Raw genomic sequence first — 21,554 nt, 5'->3', positions numbered from 1 at the left:
AAAAAATCCGTAAATGAATATTATAATTCATTTACGGATTTCTCTATGTGAAGTACATCATTATATTTAATCTTCGTTTACTTTCATAATCACAGGTAAAATCATTGGGCGACGAGCAGTTTTATCGTATAGATAAGGTTGTAATGTCTCAATGATTGAAGATTTAATTTGATGCCATTGAATATTTGGATTAGCATTTAATTTAGAAATTACGTCGGTTTTAATTTTGCGTTGAGCGTCATAAATTAATTGACCTGATTCACGCATGTACACAAAACCACGAGAAATGATGTCTGGACCTGAAAGTAATTTATTAGTGTTGAAATCAATACTAACCACTACAATGACTAATCCTTCTTCAGATAATAATTTACGATCACGAATAACAACGTTACCTATATCACCAATTCCACTACCATCTACTAACACATTACCAGAAGGTATGCGCCCGGCTTTACGAGCAGAGTCATGTGTTAATGCGAGTACATCACCGATATCAAAGATAAAGACGTTCTCTTCTTTAACACCACAGTCGACACCAGTTTGTCCATGCGCTTTAAGCATACGATATTCACCGTGTATTGGTAAGAAATATTTCGGTTGAATCAAGCGAAGCATAAGTTGTTGATCGCCTTGAGAACCGTGACCTGATGTATGGATATTTGAAATTTTACTGTGGATAACATCAGCACCCGCTTTGTATAATGCATTAATCGTGCGATTGATACTCTTAGTGTTACCTGGAATAGGTGATGAACTAAATACAACAGTATCATCAGGTATAATTTTAATTTGCTTATGAGTTCCATTTGCAATTCTTGATAAAGCCGCCATCGGTTCACCTTGAGATCCTGTACATAAAATTAGTAATTCATGTTTTGGAATATTGTTAATCTTATTTGGTTCAACAAAAGTTTCTGGCGGTGCTTTAATATAGCCTAATTCCATACCAATTTTAATATTATTTTCCATGGAACGACCAAATGTTACTATTTTACGATTGTATTTAATAGCAGCCTCAACCGCTTGTTGTACACGGTAAATGTTAGAAGCAAATGTAGCAAATATGATACGTCCTTTACAGTTACGGAAAATTTTATCTACATTTTGACCTACTTCACGTTCACTTAATGTGAAATCAGGTACTAATGCATTTGTTGAGTCAGATAATAGACATAATACGCCTTCCTTACCTAATTCTGCCATTTTAGCAATATTCGCAGGTTCGCCTACAGGAGTGAAATCAAATTTAAAGTCACCTGTATGAACAATCTTACCTTCAGGTGTATCAATTATTACACCATAAGCTTCAGGAATACTATGTGTAGTTAAGTAAAATGATATTTCAAAGTGTTTAGACTTAATAACACTATCTTCTGTAATCTCATTTAATGAAGCATTACGTAATAAGTTGTGTTCATCTAACTTGTTGCGAATTAATCCTAATGCTAATGGACCGCCATAGATAGGTACATTAATTTGCTTTAATAGGTAGGGCACACCACCTATATGGTCTTCATGTCCATGTGTAATGAATAGACCGACAATTTTGTCTTGATTTTGTTCGAGGTAAGTGTAATCAGGAATAACATAATCAATCCCTAATAAATTATCATCAGGGAATTTTATTCCGGCATCAATGATAACAATTTCATTTTTATATTCGATAGCATAAGTGTTTTTACCGACTTCACCTAAGCCACCTAAAGCATATACACCTACTTCGTTAGCATGTAATTGCTTCATTATTGAGCATTCTCCACGTTAAAATGATCAGAATGTTCCTTTTCATATTCTAAATGTGCGCCCTCTAATTTAGTAATGAATTCGATATTGTAATTGCGGTCTTTTAAATAACGTCTTACTTGTTCTTCTGTTTCACCTTCAACATAAATCGTATTTGTGTTTTCACGAACGATTACTTCATCTTTATTATGTTGGAAAAATACTTTAAATACTGCCATATTGGATAGTTCCTCCTAAATTTAAACATCTAAATTGATTATATTAATCTGAACCCTAATTTATTAACTTGATACTTCAAATCTAGTTGATTACGACAATAGGAATTGCTTCATAAATCATAAATAAGAAGATAAATTTATCTGTATAAATAATGATTTTAAAGTCACTTGATGATTGTCGACCTAATGATATACATTCATATAAATATCTTGTAAATTTGAGTCTCAAGCTTTCACTAAGGTAATTGTTAATGTCGTTCATTATTTGAAAATTAGCGTTACACTAAGATTTCAGTTACTACTCATTTTACATTATGTATATAAATAAATAAAGCAGTTTATATCTCTTCATTACTTCATAAACGTTATATATTTTTTAAAATTATTAAAAGGAATAAATTTAATTTAATAACCATAATACAAATAAAAAACTCAAACTAGTTCCATCATTGAAAATAGTTTGAGCAAAATAAAATTGTTAAAAGTTATACTTCAACAGAATCAGGTAGTGGAGTTAATGGATTATCTTGATCAATATAGTCATAGAACATAACACCATTTAAATGATCAATCTCATGTTGGAATATAATTGCAGGGTAACCTTTTAATCTCAATTTAACTTCGTTACCATCAATGTCTAACGCTTTAATTGTTACTCTGAAGTGTCTATGAACTAAACCAGGGATATTTTCATCCACACTTAAGCAACCTTCTCCAGTAGGTAAATAAGCACGTTGAACACTGTGACTCATAATTTTAGGATTAACTAGCATATAGTCATAAGCTTTTCCATTTCCATCATCAGGTAAATAGACAGCAATCATTCGTTTTGAAACATTAATTTGTGGGGCGGCTAGACCTACACCAGAACGTAAACCATATTTTTTTGCAATGTCATCATCTTGACTATTAATTAAAAATTGACGCATTTCTTTTAATGTATTTTTATCTTCATCAGAAAGAGGCAAACTTACGTCTTCAGCTTTAGCACGTAACGTAGGATGACCATCTCTTATAATATCTTTCATAGTTAACATGTCATACACCTTCCTTACAATAAAATATAACAGAAAAATGAATAATAAGTACATTATCTTATTTCATTTGATTTATAAAGTATAATTCTATATTATTACAGTCGAATGACTACTAGGAGGTTTACACTCAATGAAACTACGTAAAACAGTTGCGGTAGTAGCAGCATCAACTATTTTATTAGCAGGCTGTACAACAGATAAAAAAGAAGTTAAAGCGTATAATGAAAATATTCAAAAAGCTTTTGATAAAGAGCAATCAATTAATAGCATTAGCAAAAAATTAAACTCACTTGAGGAAAAGAAGCAAGGTTTATATAAAAAAGCTAATAGTGATAATGAGGATACTCGTAAGAAAGCTGCTGATGATATTCTTGAAAATATCAAACAGAGACAAGAAACATTTGATAAAGAAGTATCAACTTTAAATGATTCTGAAAAACAGTTTAAAAAAGGCGAGTCACATATTGATGAAATTAAAAGTGATGATAAGAAAAAAGAAGTTAAGCAATTAGACGATGCTGTAAAAAATAAATATAAAGTACATGATGAATATGCAAGTGCGTATAAAAATGTCTTGGAAAAAGAAAAAGACTTGTTCGAACTTATTAAACAAGAGGGTGTAACTCAATCACAAGTTGATGAAAAAAATGATGCATTGAATAAAGCTCAGAAGAATTTCCAAAATAAATTTAAAGATTATTCAAAAGCTATGAACACAGTAAATAAAGAAAAACAAGATGTTGATAATCTGTAGCAATATAAGCATTAGTACAGATTAGTTGATTGGAATGATACAGTTGTAAAAAACTGTATCTTTTTTAGTAATACAGAACTTTACTAAAATATTTAACAGTATAAATAAATTGTGGTACACTATGAGAGGATAAAATGAATTTCTATTATATGGGAAAGGTATGGTGAATTGAATGGCTCCTAAGTTACAAGCCCAATTCGATGCAGTAAAAGTATTAAATGATACTCAGTCGAAATTTGAAATGGTTCAAATTTTGGATGTAGATGGTAATGTCGTAAATGAAGACTTAGTACCTGATTTAACTGATGAACAACTAGTAGAATTAATGGAAAGAATGGTATGGACACGTATTCTTGACCAACGTTCTATTTCATTAAACAGACAAGGACGCTTAGGTTTCTATGCGCCTACAGCTGGACAAGAAGCTTCTCAATTAGCTTCACAATATGCTTTAGAAAAAGAGGACTTCATCTTACCTGGTTACCGTGATGTGCCACAAATCATTTGGCATGGTTTACCATTAACTGAAGCTTTCTTATTCTCAAGAGGACACTTCAAAGGAAATCAATTCCCTGAAGGTGTTAATGCATTTAGTCCACAAATCATTATCGGTGCTCAATATATTCAAACTGCTGGTGTAGCATTCGGTATTAAAAAACGTGGTAAAAAAGCAGTTGCTATCACATACACTGGTGACGGCGGTTCTTCACAAGGTGACTTCTATGAAGGTATCAACTTTGCTTCTGCTTATAAAGCACCAGCAATTTTTGTTATCCAAAACAATAATTATGCTATTTCTACACCACGTAGTAAACAAACAGCAGCAACTTCATTAGCTCAAAAAGCTATTGCAGTAGGTATCCCAGGTATCCAAGTTGATGGTATGGATGCATTAGCTGTATATCAAGCTACTAAAGAAGCTCGTGATCGTGCTATTAATGGTGAAGGTCCAACATTAATTGAAACTATGACTTACCGTTATGGTCCACATACAATGGCTGGAGATGACCCAACTCGTTATAGAACTTCAGATGAAGATGCAGATTGGGAGAAAAAAGATCCATTAGTTCGTTTCAGAAAATTCCTTGAAAACAAAGGATTATGGAACGAAGAAAAAGAAAATGAAGTTATTGAACGTGCTAAAGACGACATCAAGAAAGCTATCAAAGAGGCTGACAATACTCCAAAACAAACAGTTATTGACTTAATGGATATCATGTACGAAGATATGCCTCAAAACTTAGCTGAACAATATGAAATTTACAAAGAGAAGGAGTCGAAATAAGCCATGGCACAAATGACAATGGTTCAAGCGATTAATAATGCGCTTAAAACTGAATTGCAAAATGACGAAAACGTATTAGTTTTCGGTGAAGACGTTGGTGTTAACGGCGGTGTATTCCGTGTAACTGAAGGTTTACAAAAAGAATTCGGTGAAGACCGTGTATTCGATACACCATTAGCTGAATCAGGTATCGGTGGTTTAGCTCTTGGTTTAACTGTTGAAGGTTTCCGCCCTGTAATGGAAATCCAATTCCTTGGTTTCGTATTTGAAGTATTTGACGAAGTTGCAGGTCAAATTGCTCGTACACGTTTCCGTTCAGGTGGTTCAAAAGTAGCACCTGTTACAATCCGTGCACCATTCGGTGGTGGTGTTCATACTCCTGAACTTCACGCTGATAACTTAGAAGGTATTTTAGCTCAATCACCTGGTATTAAAGTAGTTATTCCTTCAGGTCCATATGATGCTAAAGGTTTATTACTTTCATCAATCAGATCTAATGACCCAGTTGTATATTTAGAACATATGAAATTATATCGTTCATTCCGTGAAGAAGTTCCTGAAGAAGAATATACAATTGACATCGGTAAAGCTAATGTGAAAAAAGAAGGCAACGATATCACATTAATCGCTTACGGTGCAATGGTTCAAGAATCTGAAAAAGCTGCTGAAGAATTAGAAAAAGAAGGTTACTCAGTTGAAGTTATTGACTTACGTACTGTTCAACCTATCGATATCGATACTTTAGTTGCATCAGTTGAAAAAACTGGCCGTGCTGTAGTAGTTCAAGAAGCTCAACGTCAAGCTGGTGTTGGTGCTACTGTAGCTGCTGAATTAGCTGAACGTGCTATTCTTTCATTAGAAGCACCAATCGCTCGTGTGGCTGCTGCTGATACAGTATATCCATTTACACAAGCTGAAAATGTTTGGTTACCAAACAAAAACGACATCATTGAAAAAGCTAAAGCAACTTTAGAATTCTAATATTTTAGCTTATCAATTAGCTAGCAAGCAGACTTATAGGAAGTAAGTAAAATGTTTACTTTTTACTCTATGTGTGAATAAGTAAGTGTAAACTAGAGAATTAGGGCAAAATAGTTTGTGTTTAGGCTTTCAAATTATTCTGTCCTTGCTCTATGTTATAAATTTATTAAATGATGAATAAGAAATCTAGGAGGACAAGAACGTGGCATTTGAATTTAGATTACCCGACATTGGTGAAGGTATCCACGAAGGTGAAATTGTAAAATGGTTTGTTAAAGCCGGAGATACAATTGAAGAAGATGATGTATTAGCAGAGGTTCAAAATGACAAATCTGTAGTTGAAATCCCATCTCCTGTTAGCGGTACTGTTGAAGAAGTTGTAGTTGACGAAGGTACTGTAGCAGTTGTAGGTGATGTTATTGTCAAAATCGATGCACCTGATGCAGAAGATATGCAATTTAAAGGTGGTCACGATGACGATGCTTCATCTGAAGAAGCACCAACTCAAGAAGAAGCTAAAACTGAAGATGCACCAGCAGCATCAGCTTCACAAGATGAAGAAGTAGATGAAAATAGACAGATCAAAGCTATGCCATCTGTTCGTAAATATGCACGTGAAAAAGGCGTTAACATCAAAGCAGTAGCTGGTTCAGGTAAAAATGGTCGTATTACTAAAGAAGATATCGATAACCACTTAAATGGTGGTGGTGCTCAAGCAGCAACAGCTTCAAATGAAAGTGCAGCTGCATCAACATCAGAAGATACTTCTGCAGTTCAAACTCAATCAGTACCTGAAGGAGACTTCCCTGAAACTACTGAAAAAATCCCAGCAATGCGTAGAGCAATTGCAAAAGCAATGGTTAACTCAAAACACACTGCTCCTCACGTAACATTAATGGATGAAATTGATGTTCAAGATTTATGGGATCACCGTAAAAAATTCAAAGAAGTTGCAGCTGAACAAGGTACTAAATTAACTTTCTTACCTTATGTTGTTAAAGCATTAGTTTCTGCACTTAAAAAATACCCAGCACTTAACACTTCATTCAATGAAGAAGCTGGCGAAATTGTACACAAACATTACTGGAATATTGGTATTGCTGCTGATACTGACAGAGGCTTATTAGTACCTGTAGTTAAAAATGCAGACCGAAAATCAATCTTCCAAATTTCAGATGAAATCAACGAATTAGCGGTTAAAGCTCGTGATGGTAAATTAACATCTGATGAAATGAAAGGTGCAACATGCACAATCAGTAATATCGGTTCAGCTGGTGGACAATGGTTCACTCCAGTTATCAACCACCCAGAAGTAGCTATCTTAGGTATTGGCCGTATTGCTCAAAAACCTATCGTTAAAGATGGTGAAATTGTAGCAGCTCCAGTATTAGCTTTATCATTAAGCTTTGACCACAGACAAATTGATGGTGCAACTGGACAAAACGCTATGAATCACATTAAACGCTTATTAAATAATCCAGAATTATTATTAATGGAGGGGTAAAACATGGTAGTTGGAGATTTCCCAATTGAAACAGATACTATTGTAATCGGAGCAGGTCCTGGTGGATACGTTGCAGCAATTCGCGCAGCACAATTAGGACAAAAAGTTACTATCGTTGAGAAAGGTAACTTAGGTGGTGTATGCTTAAACGTTGGTTGTATTCCTTCAAAAGCATTATTACACGCTTCACATCGCTTTGTAGAAGCTCAACACTCTGAAAACTTAGGTGTTATCGCTGAAAGCGTATCACTTAAATTCGACAAAGTTCAAGAATTCAAAAAATCAGTTGTAAACAAATTAACTGGTGGTGTTGAAGGCTTATTAAAAGGTAATAAAGTTGAGATTGTAAAAGGTGAAGCTTATTTCGTTGATAATAACAGCTTACGTGTTATGGATGAAAAAAGTGCACAAACTTACAATTTCAAACACGCTATTATCGCAACAGGTTCTAGACCAATTGAAATTCCTAACTTTGAGTTTGGTAAACGTGTTATCGATTCAACAGGTGCATTAAACTTACAAGAAGTTCCAGGTAAATTAGTCGTTGTAGGTGGCGGTTACATTGGTTCAGAACTTGGTACTGCATTTGCTAACTTTGGTTCAGACGTTACAATTTTAGAAGGCGCTAAAGAAATTCTTGGCGGATTCGAAAAACAAATGGTTCAACCAGTTAAAAAAGGCATGAAAGAAAAAGGCGTTGAAATCATTACTGAAGCAATGGCTAAAAATGCCGAAGAAACTGAAAATGGCGTTAAAGTTACTTATGAAGCTAAAGGTGAAGAAAAAACTATCGAAGCTGATTATGTATTAGTAACTGTTGGTCGTCGTCCAAACACAGACGAATTAGGTTTAGAAGAGTTAGGACTTAAATTCGCAGATCGTGGATTATTAGAAGTAGATAAACAAAGCCGTACTTCTATCGACAATATTTATGCAATTGGTGATATCGTTCCTGGTTTACCACTTGCTCATAAAGCAAGTTATGAAGCTAAAGTAGCTGCTGAAGCTATCTCTGGTCAAGCATCAGAAGTAGACTACATCGGTATGCCAGCTGTATGTTTCACTGAACCAGAATTAGCTCAAGTAGGTTACACTGAAGCACAAGCTAAAGAAGAAGGTTTAGACTACAAAGCTTCTAAATTCCCTTATGCTGGTAACGGCCGTGCTTTATCATTAGATGACACAACTGGTTTCGTTAAACTTATCACACTTAAAAAAGACGATACTGTTATCGGTGCACAAATTGCCGGTAATGGCGCTTCAGATATCATTTCTGAATTAGGTCTAGCTATCGAAGCTGGTATGAATGCTGAAGATATCGCATTAACAGTACATGCTCACCCAACATTAGGTGAAATGTCTATGGAAGCTGCTGAAAAAGCAATTGGATTGCCAATCCACACAATGTAATTTTTAGTCAAACTGACTAACTATATAGATCGAATAACTTTAATTAGATTTGATTGAGGTTATTTGACATCCAAGAGGGGTGCAACTCAAGTTCATGTTTGAACTTGGTTTCACCCCTTTTTTATATTATTTAACCAAAAAAGGGTAATAGATTACTAATGGCTAACACAATGAATGGAGGAATAAAATGGAATACCAATATCCACTAGACTTAGATTGGTCTAATGAAGAAATGGTTGATGTGATTGCTTTCTTTAATAAAATTGAAAATTATTATGAAAACTCGGTTAACGGTCAAGACTTAATGAATCATTATAAACGATTCAAAGAAATTGTTCCCGGCAAAGCAGAAGAAAAGCAATTATTTAAAGAATTTGAAGAAAAAAGTAATTATAATAGTTATAAAGTTGTACAAGAAGTAAAGAACAATCCCGAATTAACATCATTCAGCGCAAAATAACTTATAACGATTTAACGTTAATTATTAAAAATCATAATATCTGCATCATTAATTTTAATTAATTTCAAAAAAGTATTGAAGTTAAAGCTATATTTTGTTATTTTTATTAAGCATTAAACAAAATGTTTAATATTACTAAACAAAGTATAGCTTTTTTAAGGTGATTAGCGATGCAAATTGGAAATAAATTACGTAATTTAAGACGTCAAAAAAATTTAACGCAAGAAGAGCTAGCAGAACGAACAAATTTATCAAAAGGGTACATATCTCAAATTGAGAGTCAACATGCTTCTCCTAGTATGGAAACATTTTTAAATATTCTAGAAGTGTTAGGTACTTCTCCTAGTGATTTTTTTAAAGAGAAGTCAAAAGAAAAAGTGCTATACACTAAAAATGAACGAACTATTTACGATGAATATGATAGAGGTTATGTCCTTAATTGGTTGGTAATGAAATCTAATGAATTTGAAATGGAACCGCTCATATTATCATTAAAACCAGGTGCATCTTATAAACACTTTGATCCATCTGAGTCAGATACATTCATTTATTGCTTAAAAGGGTGTGTAACACTTACATTAGGAAATTCACGATATCAGGCAAATGAACAAGATGTTTTATATTTTAGGGCTAATGAAATACATCAATTACATAATGAAACAACCGATGAAATTGAAATTTTAATTGTTGCGACAGCATCATATTTATAAAAGGGGAGTATAGTAATGGAGTCATTGTTATCTTTTAAAGGTGTGACAAAAGGTTTTGACGATGTAACGATATTAAACAAAATGGATTTAGAGATTGAGTCAGGACATTTTTATACATTACTAGGTCCTTCAGGTTGTGGTAAAACCACAATCTTAAAACTTATAGCTGGATTCGAACAACCAGATGATGGAGATATTATATATTTAAATAAATCAATAGGTGATTTGCCTGCAAATAAGAGAAAGGTAAACACTGTTTTCCAAGATTATGCTTTATTTCCGCATTTGAATGTTTACGACAATATTGCTTTTGGTTTAAAGTTGAAAAAGCATTCCAAAAAAGATATTGATGAAAAAGTAATAAATGCTTTAAAACTAGTGAAATTATCGGGGTATGAACAACGAAATATTAATGAAATGAGTGGCGGTCAAAAGCAACGCGTTGCTATCGCAAGAGCAATAGTTAATGAGCCGGAAATTTTATTGTTAGATGAATCTCTATCTGCTTTGGATTTAAAATTAAGAACTGAAATGCAGTATGAATTGCGTGAATTACAAAAACGTTTAGGAATTACTTTCATCTTTGTTACTCACGATCAAGAAGAAGCATTAGCGCTCAGCGATTACATATTTGTTATGAAAGACGGTAAAATTCAACAATTTGGTACACCTACAGATATTTATGATGAACCGGTCAATCGCTTTGTAGCTGATTTTATAGGCGAATCCAATATTGTTGAGGGTAAAATGGTTGAGGATTTCGTAGTAAATATATATGGTCAAGATTTTGAATGTGTAGATGCTAGTATACCTTCAGGCAAAAATGTCGAAGTCGTCATTAGACCTGAAGATATTTCATTAATAGACGCAGACAAAGGACTATTTAAAGCTACTGTTGATTCAATGTTATTTAGAGGCGTTCATTATGAAATTTGTTGCATTGATAGAAAAGGATATGAATGGGTCATACAGACAACTAAAAAAGCAGAAGTTGGAAGCGAAGTAGGACTCTATTTTGAACCTGAGGCAATACACATCATGGTTCCAGGTGAAACAGAAGAGGAATTTGATAAACGTATTGAAAGTTATGAGGAGTTTGACAATGCGTAATATAAATAAAGTGCTAATTATTCCATATTTATTATGGATGGTGTTATTCATAATAGTGCCGGTTATTTTACTTGTATATTTCTCATTCGCTGATTTAAATGGTCATTTTAGTTTTACAAACTATGAACAAATATTATCAATGAAATATTTAAAAATGATGTGGGATTCGATTTTTTATGCAGCATTAATTACTATAATCACTCTATTAATTAGCTACCCTGCTGCTTATTTTATTCGTTCGTCAAAAAATCAAAATATGTGGTTGCTCATTTTAATTATTCCGACGTGGATAAATCTATTACTTAAAACATATGCTTTTATTGGTTTACTAAGCCATGAGGGTTTAATAAATAGATTTCTAAATTTTATTCATTTACCTTCGGCTAATCTATTATTTACACCGGGGGCATTTTTATTAGTAGCAAGCTATATTTATATACCATTTATGATTCTACCTATATTTAATAGTATGAAAGCTATCCCGAATAATTTGTTACAAGCTTCTAGTGACTTAGGGGCTAGTCCATTTACTACATTTAGAAAAGTTATCGTACCTTTAACTAAAGAAGGTGTCATGACAGGCATTCAAGTAACATTTATTCCAGCATTATCGCTATTCATGATTACAAGATTAATTGCAGGTAATAAAGTCATCAATATTGGTACATCGATTGAAGAACAATTCCTAGTTATTCAGAATTACGGTATGGGTTCTACAATTGCCATATTCTTGATTGTATTCATGGCATTTATTTTAATCATTACTAAATCGAAATCCACGGACGAAAGAAGGTGAATTAAATGAAGTGGTATGGAAAATTATATATTGGCATTTTATTAGCTATATTATATATTCCGATATTTTTCCTTATGTTTTATTCGTTTAATTCAGCGGGAAATATGATACATTTTGAGCATTTTACTTTGGAACATTACCAAAGTCTATTTCAGAATGATCGTCTGATGTCTGTAATTTTTAATACGATAGCAGTTGCGCTATTAGCAGCTGCAATTTCTACCATAATAGGAACATTTGGTGCCATTTCATTATATTATTTAAGAAATAAAAAATTTAAAGTAACATTATTAACGCTTAATAATGTGCTAATGGTTTCGTCTGATGTAGTTATTGGTGCCTCATTTTTAATTATGTTTACAGCAATAGGGCATTTAACTGGTTTAGGACTAGGTTTTGGAACAGTGTTAGCGTCGCATATTGCATTTTGCATTCCTATCGTAGTTATCGTAGTGTTACCACAGTTATATGAAATGAATAATAATATTCTAAATGCTGCACGTGATTTAGGTGCTACGGAATCACAAATACTTGGACGTGTATTAATACCTAATTTAATGCCTTCAATTATAGGTGGATTCTTTATGGCGCTAACATACTCATTAGATGATTTTACAGTAAGTTTCTTTGTAACCGGTAATGGCTTTAGTGTATTATCTGTAGAAGTTTACGCTATGGCACGTAAAGGTATTAGTATGGAAATAAATGCAATTTCAACTATTTTATTTGCAGCTATTGTATTAGGAATTATTGGTTATTATGCAATACAACATACAGTTAAGAGACGACAATTAACTAAGCGAGGTGTAAATCAGTGAAGCGATTTTTACAGTTAATATTAGGTGCAATTGTCGTTGGATTAATATGCTTAGGTGTAAGTCACTGGTTTAAATCGCAGGATAATACTAGTACTGGTGAAAAGATATACGTGTATAATTGGGGAGAATATATAGACCCCGCTTTAATTAAACAATTTGAGAAAGAAACAGGTATTCAAGTTATATATGAAACGTTTGATTCTAATGAGGCCATGGAAGCTAAAATTAGAAATGGTGGAACCCATTATGATGTGGCTTTTCCTAGTGAATATACCGTTCAGAAATTGAAGCGTGAAAATTTATTGGAACCACTAGATCATAGTAAAATTCCAAATATAAAAAATTTAGATTCTGATTACATGAACATGTCATATGATAGACATAATAAGTATTCACTACCTTATTTCTTTGGTACTGTAGGCATCTTATATAATAAAGAGGTTTACCCAAATGGAGACTTTAGTAGTTGGCAAGCATTATATCAACCTAAATATAAAAACGATATTTTATTAGTTGATGGTGCACGAGAAATTATGGGATTAGCTTTGAACAAATTAGGATATAGTTTAAATGATACAAATCCAAGTCATTTAAAAGAAGCAGAGAAAGATTTGAATCACCTTACACCACAAGTTCGTGGTGTTGTTGGAGACGAAGTCACAATGATGCTTGAACAAAATGAGGGGAATATTGCAGTAGTATGGAGTGGTGTTGCAGCTCCTTTAGTACAAGATAGTGACAAATATAATTATGTTATTCCAAAAGAAGGATCTAACCTATGGTTTGATAATATGGTTATTCCTAAAACCGCTCAGAATAAAGAAGGGGCTTATAAATTTATGAATTTCCTTCTTGATGCTAAAAATAATAAACAAAATACAGAATGGGTCGGATATTCTACACCAAATAAAGTGGCTCGTCAGTTGTTACCTAAAGAAGTTAGAGATGATCATCGTTTCTATCCTACTCAAAAAGAGCAATCACGATTAGAAGTCTACAAAGATTTAGGTCCTAAAACTTTAGGAGAATATAACGAAAGTTTCTTAAACTTTAAAATGTCTTTAAAATAGACTATAAATAGTAGTTATTTTATAATGAATTAGATATAATTATTTGATAAGTAAAATAAGGAGTTGTAATACATGTCAGGAGAACGTTACACGCAAATCAAACGGCCTGTGAGTCGTCTGACTGAAAAACTTTTAGGTTGGTTTAGTTGGATTTTCTTACTTATATTGACGGTTATTACAATGTTTATTGCACTCGTGTCATTTAGTAATGATACATCAATTCAAAATCTTGAAAACTCAATGAATAGTAATGAACTAATTCAGCAAATTTTAACAAATAATAGTTTAAATACAACACAATTTGTAATTTGGTTACAAAATGGTGTATGGGCAATTATCGTTTATTTCATAGTGTGTTTGCTTATTTCATTTTTAGCACTTATATCTATGAATATGAGAATACTTTCTGGATTCTTATTTTTAATTGCCTCAATTATTACATTGCCATTAGTATTATTATTCGTAACATTAATTATTCCTATTTTCTTCTTTATTATTGCAATCATGATGTTTGTAAGGAAGAGCAAGGTCGAGACAGTGCCTATATATGGTCCATCACACGGCTACGAAAATCAATATTATCCTAGAGATGAATATGATGATCGTTATTATGGATTTAATAGAAATATTAATGATGACTATGATTACGACGATCATAATCAATATAATGATTATGATGAAGACTATGTTGAATCACCACGTAAAACCAAAATATCTGAACGTCGTACACGTCGTAAAAAACCTTATTACAATGATGATATCGATAGTAATTATCGAGATAACAACTACGATGAAACAACGATTCGTAATGATGAAGAGCAAGATTTAGCAACTGATACTGAGGAAGATAAATATAATCAATATCCAAAACGTGCAATTACTGGAGAATATCAATCGGATGCTGATGATGTTGAAGCAACGGGAGTACTCTCTAGACAGGCTAAATACAACAAAAAGGCGAATAAAAAATCACAATTTGATAACACTAGTGATGAAGAGTCTTACGATTTTGCTGAAAATGTAGTAGATACTGAGCCAAAAGTTGATAAAAGAGAAGAAAAAGCACAACGTAAGAGAGAAAAAGCTGAAATTAAAGCTAAGAAAAAAGAAAAGCGCAAAGCTTATAATCAACGTATGAAAGAGCGTCGTAAAAATCAACCAAGTGCTGTTAGTCAACGTCGTATGAACTATGAAGAACGTAAACAAATCTTGAATAAAGATGACATCGAATCAGAGAAAGACGTCAACAACCAAGAAGAAGATAATAAAAACTAATATACACTTAGAACGGTTAAGTCATATATGGCTTAATCGTTTTGTGTCAATATCCAAAATTTAATTCATGAAGTTAGTCGCAAACATATTACAATTTTAGTATGATTTAATTAAATACTTTAATAATGGAGGCTAAGAAAGTGAGTAGAAAAGTAGAGTTAATTCTTGGATGGATTGCTTGTGGTTTAAGTATTATTTATTTAATTATGTCATCACTATCTTACTTTATGGTTAGGAATAACAATAATACTGAACAATATCAACAAATGATAAAACAATTTGGAAATCAAGATGTTAAAGTTACACCTGAAATGGTCAACTTTGCTATGGCTTTTTCTATGGGAACATTAATCTTTTCAACGTTGTTAGGCATTATTGGTATGTTAATCATTAAAGGTCGTCCTATTTTAGCAGGTTGTCTTTTAATTGTCGCAGCATTAGTAGGTATATTTAATATGAGTTTAATTGCAGGAATATTGTGGATTATTGTAGCAATCATGCTATTTGTTAAAAAGGATCCTAATCTACCTAAACAAAAACCTAAATCAACAAAATTAAAAATGGATGAATGGCAAACTGAAAAATCATATAATGAACGTAAGAAAGATGATCCATATATTTATTAAAATATAAAACTAAAATCTAACGATTTAGTATTTATAATGCTAAATCGTTAGATTTTTTTATAATTCTTTAAAGGTTTCTATTATTAGATAAATATTGAGGAAGCTCAATATGATGATTAAACCCCAAGCACATATATTAACCCACTTTTTATTTTTAAACGGACCCATTAATTTTTCATTACTTGTTGCTAATTCCAGAGGTATTAATGAGAAAGGTAGTGCAATACTTAAGAACACTTGTGAAAATACTAGCAATTGTTCCATTTTAGACTCATTGCCCTGGAAAATAACAAGACATATTAAAACAGGTATGACAGCCAAACTTCTTGTTACTAAGCGTCTCATCCAATTTGGTATAGAAAGTTTTAAGAACCCTTCCATAACTATTTGACCTGCGAGTGTACCAGTGATTGTTGAATTCTGACCGGATGCTAATAATGCTATTGCGAATAGTGTACTCATTATACTTCCCATTACAACACCTAATACAGGTTGTGTTCTTAAAGCTTGATATAAATCATAGAAACCACCTAAGCTATTTGAATTGACGCCATAAAACAAAGCAGCCCCTAGAACAAGTAGTAAGCAATTTACAATAAATGCGATACTTAATTGAATATTAGAATCAATTGTTGCAAATTTAATCGCTTGGGCTTTTTCAGTAAAGCTATGGCGATTATACTTACGTGATTGCACGATTGATGAGTGCAAATATAAATTATGAGGCATAATTGTAGCGCCAATAATACCTAATGCAATATACAAGATACTATGATTAGCAATAATTTGATAATGTGGAACAAATCCATTAAGTATTTCAATTAAATTTGGAGATGAAATGTAAACTTCAAATACAAAAATCATCAGTACAGTAAAGATTAAAGTACCAACGATTGCTTCAATCTTTCTAAAACCAAATTTCATTATAAAAAGTAATAAAAATACGTCAAAAACTGTTATTAAAGCACCTATGATTAAAGGAATATTAAAAAGTAAATCCAAAGCAATCGCGCTTCCGATTACTTCAGCAATATCAGTGGCAATGATTGCAAGTTCAGCAATCACCCAAAATATAATTGCAGTTGGTTTGTTTAAATAGTGACGAGTCATTTGTGCTAAATCTTTATCAGTAGCGATACCTAAACGAACAGTCATACTTTGTAACAACATTGCTGATAAGCTAGATATTAAAATTACAAATATTAAAGTATAACCAAATTGTGCGCCACCTTGCATTGATGTAATCCAATTTCCTGGATCCATATAACCAACAGCTACAAGTAAACCTGGTCCTAGAAAAGCTAAAAATTTCTGACTAGTACGTTGCGAGCCATTAAATTCGATTGTGCTATTAATTTCATCTAAACTACGTTGTTCTTTGTTGTCTATTGTACCCATAAAAAAACTCCTTAAACTAATATATTTTATAATAATCCAACTTTATTTTTAGGTCAACCTAATAAAATTGGGCGTAAAAAAAGGAGGGTACAGAAATAATATTTCAAAATTTATTTCGTTGTAACCCCAGCTTGCTTAGCTTGTAGAATTTCTTAATGAAATTCTCTTTGCTGGGGCCCCAAACCCCAACTTGCTTAGCTTGTAGAATTTCTTTGAGAAATTCACTTTGTTGGGGCCCCGAACCCCAACTTGCTTAGTTTGTAGTATTTCTTTAGGAAATTCACTTTGTTGGGGCCCGCCCACCAGGCAAGGATGACTAGAATTAAAAAAGCTTGTTACAAGTACATTTTTAAATCAGTCAACTATTGCCAATATATATTTGTAGCCTGAGTCATTGAATTATGGCCCAGGCTTTTACTTAAGGTAAACATAGTTTACAACTCATATTGAATTAAATGTTTTATTTATTCATAGAATTTTAAAAATTCATCAAATGTTTCTTTTACAAAAGATAGGAAGGCTTTATCAGATTTTAATTCAGCATCTTTAGGAGAGAGGGAGCGTGCAACGAAGAACTCTCCTTTCTTAACATTCTTAACACGATCAATCGCTTTATGTAACTCATCGTCACTTAAATCTTTAATGAAGGATTTTTCAGGTTTCATGTGATCTAAACTCACTTGATAGTCTTCAGGCAATTGTTTAAGCACATCAAAGTGCTTATCAAACACTTTTACACGTTCAGCTTTATCTTTACCTTCATGCATAACACCGAACATTAAAAATAAATGGTCTTTAAATAAACCAATTTGGAAATGAGGTAGCATCTTATATCCACGTTTATTTGGAGCAAAAGCTACCCATGTATCTACAGGGGGATTTACACTTCTACGAGCATGTTTTGCAACATGTGCATAAAAAGTTTCTCCAGTTTGAGAAGTGAAATATTCACTAAAATAATCTCCTAATTGATTAAGTTGAGGTCTTACATATTCATTTAATGCTTCCATTCGAGCATCTAAGCCTTCAACTTCAAACGCTTTGAAATCTTTAGGTTTAAATGTATATTGTGTCATTAGCGTTGCTCCTTTTCAGAATAATTAATTTAAAGTTATTGTAGCATAGAATGACTCAATCATTCCAAAAGCAGAATTAAGGTTTCAAGCGTTTAAACTCACAATTATAAGGTATACAATGATGTATAGATTATAATGCCAGAAATTTTGTATAATAGAAGACAACAGGAGATGATGATATGTCACTATATGAATTTGCACAAGGTTTAATACTAGAAGCGGGCAACAAAGTTAGAATAATGATGAAAGAAGATTTAAGTATTGAAACGAAATCGAACCCAAACGACTTAGTAACAAATGTTGATAAAGCAACTGAAAACTATATATACGATGCAATTCTAAGAAGCTATCCTGATCATCGCGTCATTGGTGAGGAAGGACATGGACATCATATGGAAGACGTCAATGGTGTGGTATGGGTTGTTGATCCAATTGATGGAACTTTAAATTTTGTTCATCAACAAGAGGGATTTGCGATTTCCATAGGTATTTATCGAGATGGCAAGCCATATGCAGGTTTAGTTTATGATGTAATGAAGGATGTACTATACCATGCTAAAGTTGGCGAAGGTGCTTTTGAAAACAATCATGAATTAAAAACCATTGATAACACGCAACTTAACCAAAGTTTAATAGGAATTAATCCAAACTGGGTTACTAAGCCAAAAATGGGACCCATTTTTTCAGAGATTGTAAACCAAGCAAGAAGTTGTAGAGCTTTTGGAAGTGCGGCATTAGAAATTATAAGTGTAGCCAAAGGACAATTGGCTGCATATATCACGCCAAGATTGCAACCATGGGATTTTGCAGGTGGTTTGATTATTTTAAATGAAGTTGGTGGAATTGGAAGTAATTTAATGGGTGAACCGCTCACTATTGAAAGTGCTAATTCTATTTTAGTTGGAAATAAAGCAACGCATAATGAGATACTAGAAAATTATTTAAATCCTCATAATGAAGTATTAACAGAGTTACATCAACGTTTTAGAAAATAAAAAATGTCTCGGTCAGTCAACTTTGAAAGGTGAATTTCTTCCAAATTTTACTACCGAGACATTTTTCTATATTAAAGCCAGTTATTTTCACGATATTTCTTTTTAAGCGTGAATCCAGCGCCAAAAGTTGCAATGAAAAGTATAAATGTTAAAATCATCATTGGAATACTACCAGCACCAACGCTGAAACTAAAAAGCACTAAAAATATTACTGCTATAATAGATAGAACCCAAAATATACCTTTAGACTTAGGTTTTTCCATCCCATACCCCACCTTTTTGTTATCTTTTACTAATAATATGATATAATAAAAAAGTTGTAATTAAAAGTGGGAGTTTACTCGAGAAAGGAATAATAAAATGACTAATAGAAGAGAAGATGTACGTAATATTGCAATCATTGCGCACGTTGACCATGGTAAAACGACTTTAGTAGATGAATTACTAAAACAATCTGGAATTTTCAGAGAGAACGAACATGTTGACGAAAGAGCAATGGACTCTAATGACTTAGAAAGAGAACGTGGTATTACAATTCTTGCTAAAAATACTGCGATTGACTATAAAGGCACAAGAATTAACATCTTAGATACACCTGGGCATGCTGACTTTGGTGGCGAAGTTGAACGTATTATGAAAATGGTTGACGGTGTTGTACTTGTTGTAGATGCATACGAGGGAACAATGCCTCAAACACGTTTCGTACTAAAAAAAGCATTAGAACAAGATTTAAAACCCGTTGTAGTAGTAAATAAAATTGACAAACCATCAGCTAGACCTGAAGGGGTAGTAGATGAAGTTTTAGATTTATTTATCGAATTAGAAGCGAATGATGAACAATTAGACTTCCCAGTAGTATATGCATCAGCTGTCAATGGTACTGCTAGTCTTGATTCAGAGAAACAAGATGAAAACATGCAATCATTATATGAAACAATCATAGATTATGTTCCAGCGCCATTAGATAATCATGATGAACCATTACAATTCCAAGTAGCATTATTAGACTATAATGATTATGTAGGACGTATTGGTGTAGGACGCGTATTTAGAGGTAAAATGCGTGTCGGTGATAACGTGTCACTTATTAAATTAGACGGTACAGTTAAGAATTTCCGTGTGACTAAGATTTTCGGTTATTTTGGATTGAAACGTGAAGAGATCGAAGAAGCACAAGCTGGTGATTTAATTGCGGTTTCAGGAATGGAAGATATTAACGTAGGTGAAACAGTTACACCTACAGATCACCAAGAAGCTCTCCCTGTATTACGTATTGATGAACCAACTCTTGAAATGACATTCAAAGTAAATAATTCACCATTTGCAGGACGTGAGGGTGATTATGTCACTGCACGTCAAATCCAAGAACGTCTAGATCAACAACTTGAAACAGACGTTTCATTAAAAGTTACGCCAACTGATTCTCCTGATACATGGGTAGTTGCAGGTCGTGGTGAGTTACATTTATCTATCTTAATTGAGAATATGAGACGTGAAGGTTTTGAACTTCAAGTATCTAAGCCACAAGTTATTTTACGTGAAATTGACGGTGTTCTAAGTGAACCTTTCGAACGTGTTCAATGTGAAGTGCCTTCTGAAAATGCAGGTTCAGTAATTGAATCATTAGGTGCACGTAAAGGTGAAATGTTAGACATGTCGACTACTGATAACGGATTAACGCGTTTAATCTTTATGGTACCTGCACGTGGTATGATTGGATACACAACTGAATTTATGTCTATGACTCGTGGATATGGTATTATCAACCATACATTCGAAGAGTTCAGACCTCGTGTTAAAGCACAAATTGGAGGTAGACGTAATGGTGCGCTTATCTCAATGGACCAAGGTCAAGCAACTGCTTACGCTATCATCAATTTAGAAGATCGTGGTGTTAACTTCATGGAGCCAGGTACTGAAGTCTACGAAGGTATGATTGTTGGTGAACATAATCGTGAAAATGATTTAACTGTTAATATTACTAAAGCGAAACATCAAACAAACGTACGTTCAGCAACTAAAGATCAAACACAAACTATGAACCGACCAAGAATTCTTACTCTTGAAGAAGCTTTAGAATATATTAATGATGATGAACTAGTAGAGGTTACTCCTCAAAGTATTCGTTTAAGAAAGAAAATCTTAAATAAATCATTACGTGAAAAAGAAGCTAAACGTGTTAAACAAATGATGCAAGATGAGTAATTAAAGTTTATAATGTAAAATATAGTTTGAAACATCAAATTTGAAAGCCAGTAAATGAAATTTTGTCATTTCATTTACTG

21 protein-coding genes are annotated in these 21,554 nt (G+C 32.9%); 15 read left to right on the top strand and 6 right to left on the bottom strand.

Features of this window, described 5'->3' with window-relative positions:
* Positions 1 to 66: 66 nt before the first annotated feature.
* The 3 genes from rnjA to def form a co-directional block, all read right to left on the bottom strand.
* The gene (rnjA, locus tag HMPREF3134_RS01390; protein ID WP_011276138.1) at positions 67 to 1,746 is read right to left on the bottom strand and encodes a ribonuclease J1; all 1,680 of its coding nucleotides are present in this window, start codon (positions 1,744 to 1,746) and stop codon (positions 67 to 69) included.
* On the bottom strand, positions 1,746 to 1,964 hold the full coding sequence (locus tag HMPREF3134_RS01385; RefSeq protein WP_002448185.1) for a DNA-dependent RNA polymerase subunit epsilon: 219 nt from the start codon (positions 1,962 to 1,964) through the stop codon (positions 1,746 to 1,748). Before HMPREF3134_RS01385 ends, rnjA begins: the two co-directional genes overlap by 1 nt.
* A gap of 485 nt (positions 1,965 to 2,449) precedes the next feature.
* Positions 2,450 to 3,001 carry a peptide deformylase gene (def, locus tag HMPREF3134_RS01380; RefSeq protein ID WP_011276137.1) on the bottom strand — a complete coding sequence of 184 codons (552 nt, stop codon included), beginning with the start codon at positions 2,999 to 3,001 and terminating at the stop codon, positions 2,450 to 2,452.
* 130 nt (positions 3,002 to 3,131) lie between these two features.
* On the opposite strand from def, the gene HMPREF3134_RS01375 reads away from it, so the two are divergent.
* The 13 genes from HMPREF3134_RS01375 (at position 3,132) to HMPREF3134_RS01315 (ending at position 15,800) form a co-directional block, all read left to right on the top strand.
* Complete coding sequence (locus HMPREF3134_RS01375; protein WP_070440278.1) at positions 3,132 to 3,755, top strand: YkyA family protein; 624 nt, start codon at positions 3,132 to 3,134, stop codon at positions 3,753 to 3,755.
* Positions 3,756 to 3,927: 172 nt separating this feature from the next.
* The gene (gene pdhA / locus HMPREF3134_RS01370) at positions 3,928 to 5,040 is read left to right on the top strand and encodes a pyruvate dehydrogenase (acetyl-transferring) E1 component subunit alpha (RefSeq protein WP_011276135.1); all 1,113 of its coding nucleotides are present in this window, start codon (positions 3,928 to 3,930) and stop codon (positions 5,038 to 5,040) included.
* A 3-nt stretch (positions 5,041 to 5,043) separates the two neighbouring features.
* Positions 5,044 to 6,021 (top strand): alpha-ketoacid dehydrogenase subunit beta, encoded by a 978-nt coding sequence (locus HMPREF3134_RS01365; protein WP_011276134.1) that lies wholly within the window; start codon positions 5,044 to 5,046, stop codon positions 6,019 to 6,021.
* 202 nt (positions 6,022 to 6,223) lie between these two features.
* Positions 6,224 to 7,525: a dihydrolipoamide acetyltransferase family protein gene (locus HMPREF3134_RS01360; RefSeq protein WP_070440276.1), complete on the top strand. Its 1,302-nt coding sequence runs from the start codon at positions 6,224 to 6,226 to the stop codon at positions 7,523 to 7,525.
* A 3-nt stretch (positions 7,526 to 7,528) separates the two neighbouring features.
* Entirely contained in the window at positions 7,529 to 8,935 is a 1,407-nt protein-coding gene (gene lpdA / locus HMPREF3134_RS01355) for a dihydrolipoyl dehydrogenase (protein ID WP_070440274.1), read from the top strand.
* A 187-nt stretch (positions 8,936 to 9,122) separates the two neighbouring features.
* Entirely contained in the window at positions 9,123 to 9,395 is a 273-nt protein-coding gene (locus tag HMPREF3134_RS01350; protein WP_037535602.1) for a UPF0223 family protein, read from the top strand.
* Positions 9,396 to 9,565: 170 nt separating this feature from the next.
* Positions 9,566 to 10,105, top strand: coding sequence for a helix-turn-helix domain-containing protein (locus HMPREF3134_RS01345; protein ID WP_070440272.1), 540 nt, complete (start codon positions 9,566 to 9,568; stop codon positions 10,103 to 10,105).
* A 15-nt stretch (positions 10,106 to 10,120) separates the two neighbouring features.
* The gene (locus HMPREF3134_RS01340; RefSeq protein ID WP_070440270.1) at positions 10,121 to 11,215 is read left to right on the top strand and encodes an ABC transporter ATP-binding protein; all 1,095 of its coding nucleotides are present in this window, start codon (positions 10,121 to 10,123) and stop codon (positions 11,213 to 11,215) included.
* Complete coding sequence (locus HMPREF3134_RS01335; protein ID WP_070440268.1) at positions 11,208 to 12,011, top strand: ABC transporter permease; 804 nt, start codon at positions 11,208 to 11,210, stop codon at positions 12,009 to 12,011. The genes HMPREF3134_RS01340 and HMPREF3134_RS01335 overlap by 8 nt, the downstream gene beginning before the upstream one ends.
* 5 nt (positions 12,012 to 12,016) lie before the next feature.
* Positions 12,017 to 12,829 (top strand): ABC transporter permease, encoded by an 813-nt coding sequence (locus HMPREF3134_RS01330; protein ID WP_070440266.1) that lies wholly within the window; start codon positions 12,017 to 12,019, stop codon positions 12,827 to 12,829.
* On the top strand, positions 12,826 to 13,899 hold the full coding sequence (locus tag HMPREF3134_RS01325; protein ID WP_070440264.1) for an ABC transporter substrate-binding protein: 1,074 nt from the start codon (positions 12,826 to 12,828) through the stop codon (positions 13,897 to 13,899). Before HMPREF3134_RS01330 ends, HMPREF3134_RS01325 begins: the two co-directional genes overlap by 4 nt.
* A gap of 72 nt (positions 13,900 to 13,971) precedes the next feature.
* Positions 13,972 to 15,174, top strand: coding sequence for a lipoteichoic acid stability factor AuxB (auxB, locus tag HMPREF3134_RS01320; protein WP_070440262.1), 1,203 nt, complete (start codon positions 13,972 to 13,974; stop codon positions 15,172 to 15,174).
* Between the two features lie 140 nt (positions 15,175 to 15,314).
* Complete coding sequence (locus HMPREF3134_RS01315) at positions 15,315 to 15,800, top strand: DUF4064 domain-containing protein (protein WP_070440260.1); 486 nt, start codon at positions 15,315 to 15,317, stop codon at positions 15,798 to 15,800.
* A gap of 57 nt (positions 15,801 to 15,857) precedes the next feature.
* Here the strand turns inward: HMPREF3134_RS01315 and HMPREF3134_RS01310 are convergent, their stop codons facing one another.
* Both HMPREF3134_RS01310 and HMPREF3134_RS01305 read right to left on the bottom strand, forming a co-directional pair.
* Positions 15,858 to 17,198, bottom strand: a complete 1,341-nt coding sequence (locus HMPREF3134_RS01310) for an Nramp family divalent metal transporter (protein WP_070440258.1) — start codon at positions 17,196 to 17,198, stop codon at positions 15,858 to 15,860.
* A gap of 464 nt (positions 17,199 to 17,662) precedes the next feature.
* Positions 17,663 to 18,274: a YktB family protein gene (locus HMPREF3134_RS01305; RefSeq protein WP_070440256.1), complete on the bottom strand. Its 612-nt coding sequence runs from the start codon at positions 18,272 to 18,274 to the stop codon at positions 17,663 to 17,665.
* 179 nt (positions 18,275 to 18,453) lie between these two features.
* Here HMPREF3134_RS01305 and HMPREF3134_RS01300 point away from each other — a divergent pair, with 179 nt between their 5' ends.
* The gene (locus HMPREF3134_RS01300) at positions 18,454 to 19,269 is read left to right on the top strand and encodes an inositol monophosphatase family protein (protein ID WP_037536186.1); all 816 of its coding nucleotides are present in this window, start codon (positions 18,454 to 18,456) and stop codon (positions 19,267 to 19,269) included.
* Positions 19,270 to 19,340: 71 nt separating this feature from the next.
* Here the strand turns inward: HMPREF3134_RS01300 and HMPREF3134_RS01295 are convergent, their stop codons facing one another.
* Positions 19,341 to 19,532, bottom strand: a complete 192-nt coding sequence (locus tag HMPREF3134_RS01295) for a DUF5325 family protein (RefSeq protein WP_011276120.1) — start codon at positions 19,530 to 19,532, stop codon at positions 19,341 to 19,343.
* 97 nt (positions 19,533 to 19,629) lie between these two features.
* Between HMPREF3134_RS01295 and typA the strand changes: the two genes are divergently transcribed.
* Positions 19,630 to 21,474: a translational GTPase TypA gene (typA, locus tag HMPREF3134_RS01290; RefSeq protein WP_011276119.1), complete on the top strand. Its 1,845-nt coding sequence runs from the start codon at positions 19,630 to 19,632 to the stop codon at positions 21,472 to 21,474.
* The last annotated feature ends 80 nt before the right edge of the window (positions 21,475 to 21,554 follow it).

It is taken from the genome of Staphylococcus sp. HMSC14D10 (assembly GCF_001808125.1).
Classification (GTDB): domain Bacteria; phylum Bacillota; class Bacilli; order Staphylococcales; family Staphylococcaceae; genus Staphylococcus; species Staphylococcus haemolyticus.
The sequence above is the reverse complement of the archived record's forward strand: the minus strand, read 5'-3'. Positions and strand labels throughout refer to the sequence as shown.

Coding starts and splice junctions, on each gene's coding strand:
- rnjA (WP_011276138.1), bottom strand. CDS start 1,746: ATGAAGCAATTACATGCTAACGAAGTAGGTGTATATGCTTTAGGTGGC.
- HMPREF3134_RS01385 (WP_002448185.1), bottom strand. CDS start 1,964: ATGGCAGTATTTAAAGTATTTTTCCAACATAATAAAGATGAAGTAATC.
- def (WP_011276137.1), bottom strand. CDS start 3,001: ATGTTAACTATGAAAGATATTATAAGAGATGGTCATCCTACGTTACGT.
- HMPREF3134_RS01375 (WP_070440278.1), top strand. CDS start 3,132: ATGAAACTACGTAAAACAGTTGCGGTAGTAGCAGCATCAACTATTTTA.
- pdhA (WP_011276135.1), top strand. CDS start 3,928: ATGGCTCCTAAGTTACAAGCCCAATTCGATGCAGTAAAAGTATTAAAT.
- HMPREF3134_RS01365 (WP_011276134.1), top strand. CDS start 5,044: ATGGCACAAATGACAATGGTTCAAGCGATTAATAATGCGCTTAAAACT.
- lpdA (WP_070440274.1), top strand. CDS start 7,529: ATGGTAGTTGGAGATTTCCCAATTGAAACAGATACTATTGTAATCGGA.
- HMPREF3134_RS01350 (WP_037535602.1), top strand. CDS start 9,123: ATGGAATACCAATATCCACTAGACTTAGATTGGTCTAATGAAGAAATG.
- HMPREF3134_RS01345 (WP_070440272.1), top strand. CDS start 9,566: ATGCAAATTGGAAATAAATTACGTAATTTAAGACGTCAAAAAAATTTA.
- HMPREF3134_RS01340 (WP_070440270.1), top strand. CDS start 10,121: ATGGAGTCATTGTTATCTTTTAAAGGTGTGACAAAAGGTTTTGACGAT.
- HMPREF3134_RS01335 (WP_070440268.1), top strand. CDS start 11,208: ATGCGTAATATAAATAAAGTGCTAATTATTCCATATTTATTATGGATG.
- HMPREF3134_RS01330 (WP_070440266.1), top strand. CDS start 12,017: ATGAAGTGGTATGGAAAATTATATATTGGCATTTTATTAGCTATATTA.
- auxB (WP_070440262.1), top strand. CDS start 13,972: ATGTCAGGAGAACGTTACACGCAAATCAAACGGCCTGTGAGTCGTCTG.
- HMPREF3134_RS01310 (WP_070440258.1), bottom strand. CDS start 17,198: ATGGGTACAATAGACAACAAAGAACAACGTAGTTTAGATGAAATTAAT.
- HMPREF3134_RS01305 (WP_070440256.1), bottom strand. CDS start 18,274: ATGACACAATATACATTTAAACCTAAAGATTTCAAAGCGTTTGAAGTT.
- HMPREF3134_RS01300 (WP_037536186.1), top strand. CDS start 18,454: ATGTCACTATATGAATTTGCACAAGGTTTAATACTAGAAGCGGGCAAC.
- HMPREF3134_RS01295 (WP_011276120.1), bottom strand. CDS start 19,532: ATGGAAAAACCTAAGTCTAAAGGTATATTTTGGGTTCTATCTATTATA.
- typA (WP_011276119.1), top strand. CDS start 19,630: ATGACTAATAGAAGAGAAGATGTACGTAATATTGCAATCATTGCGCAC.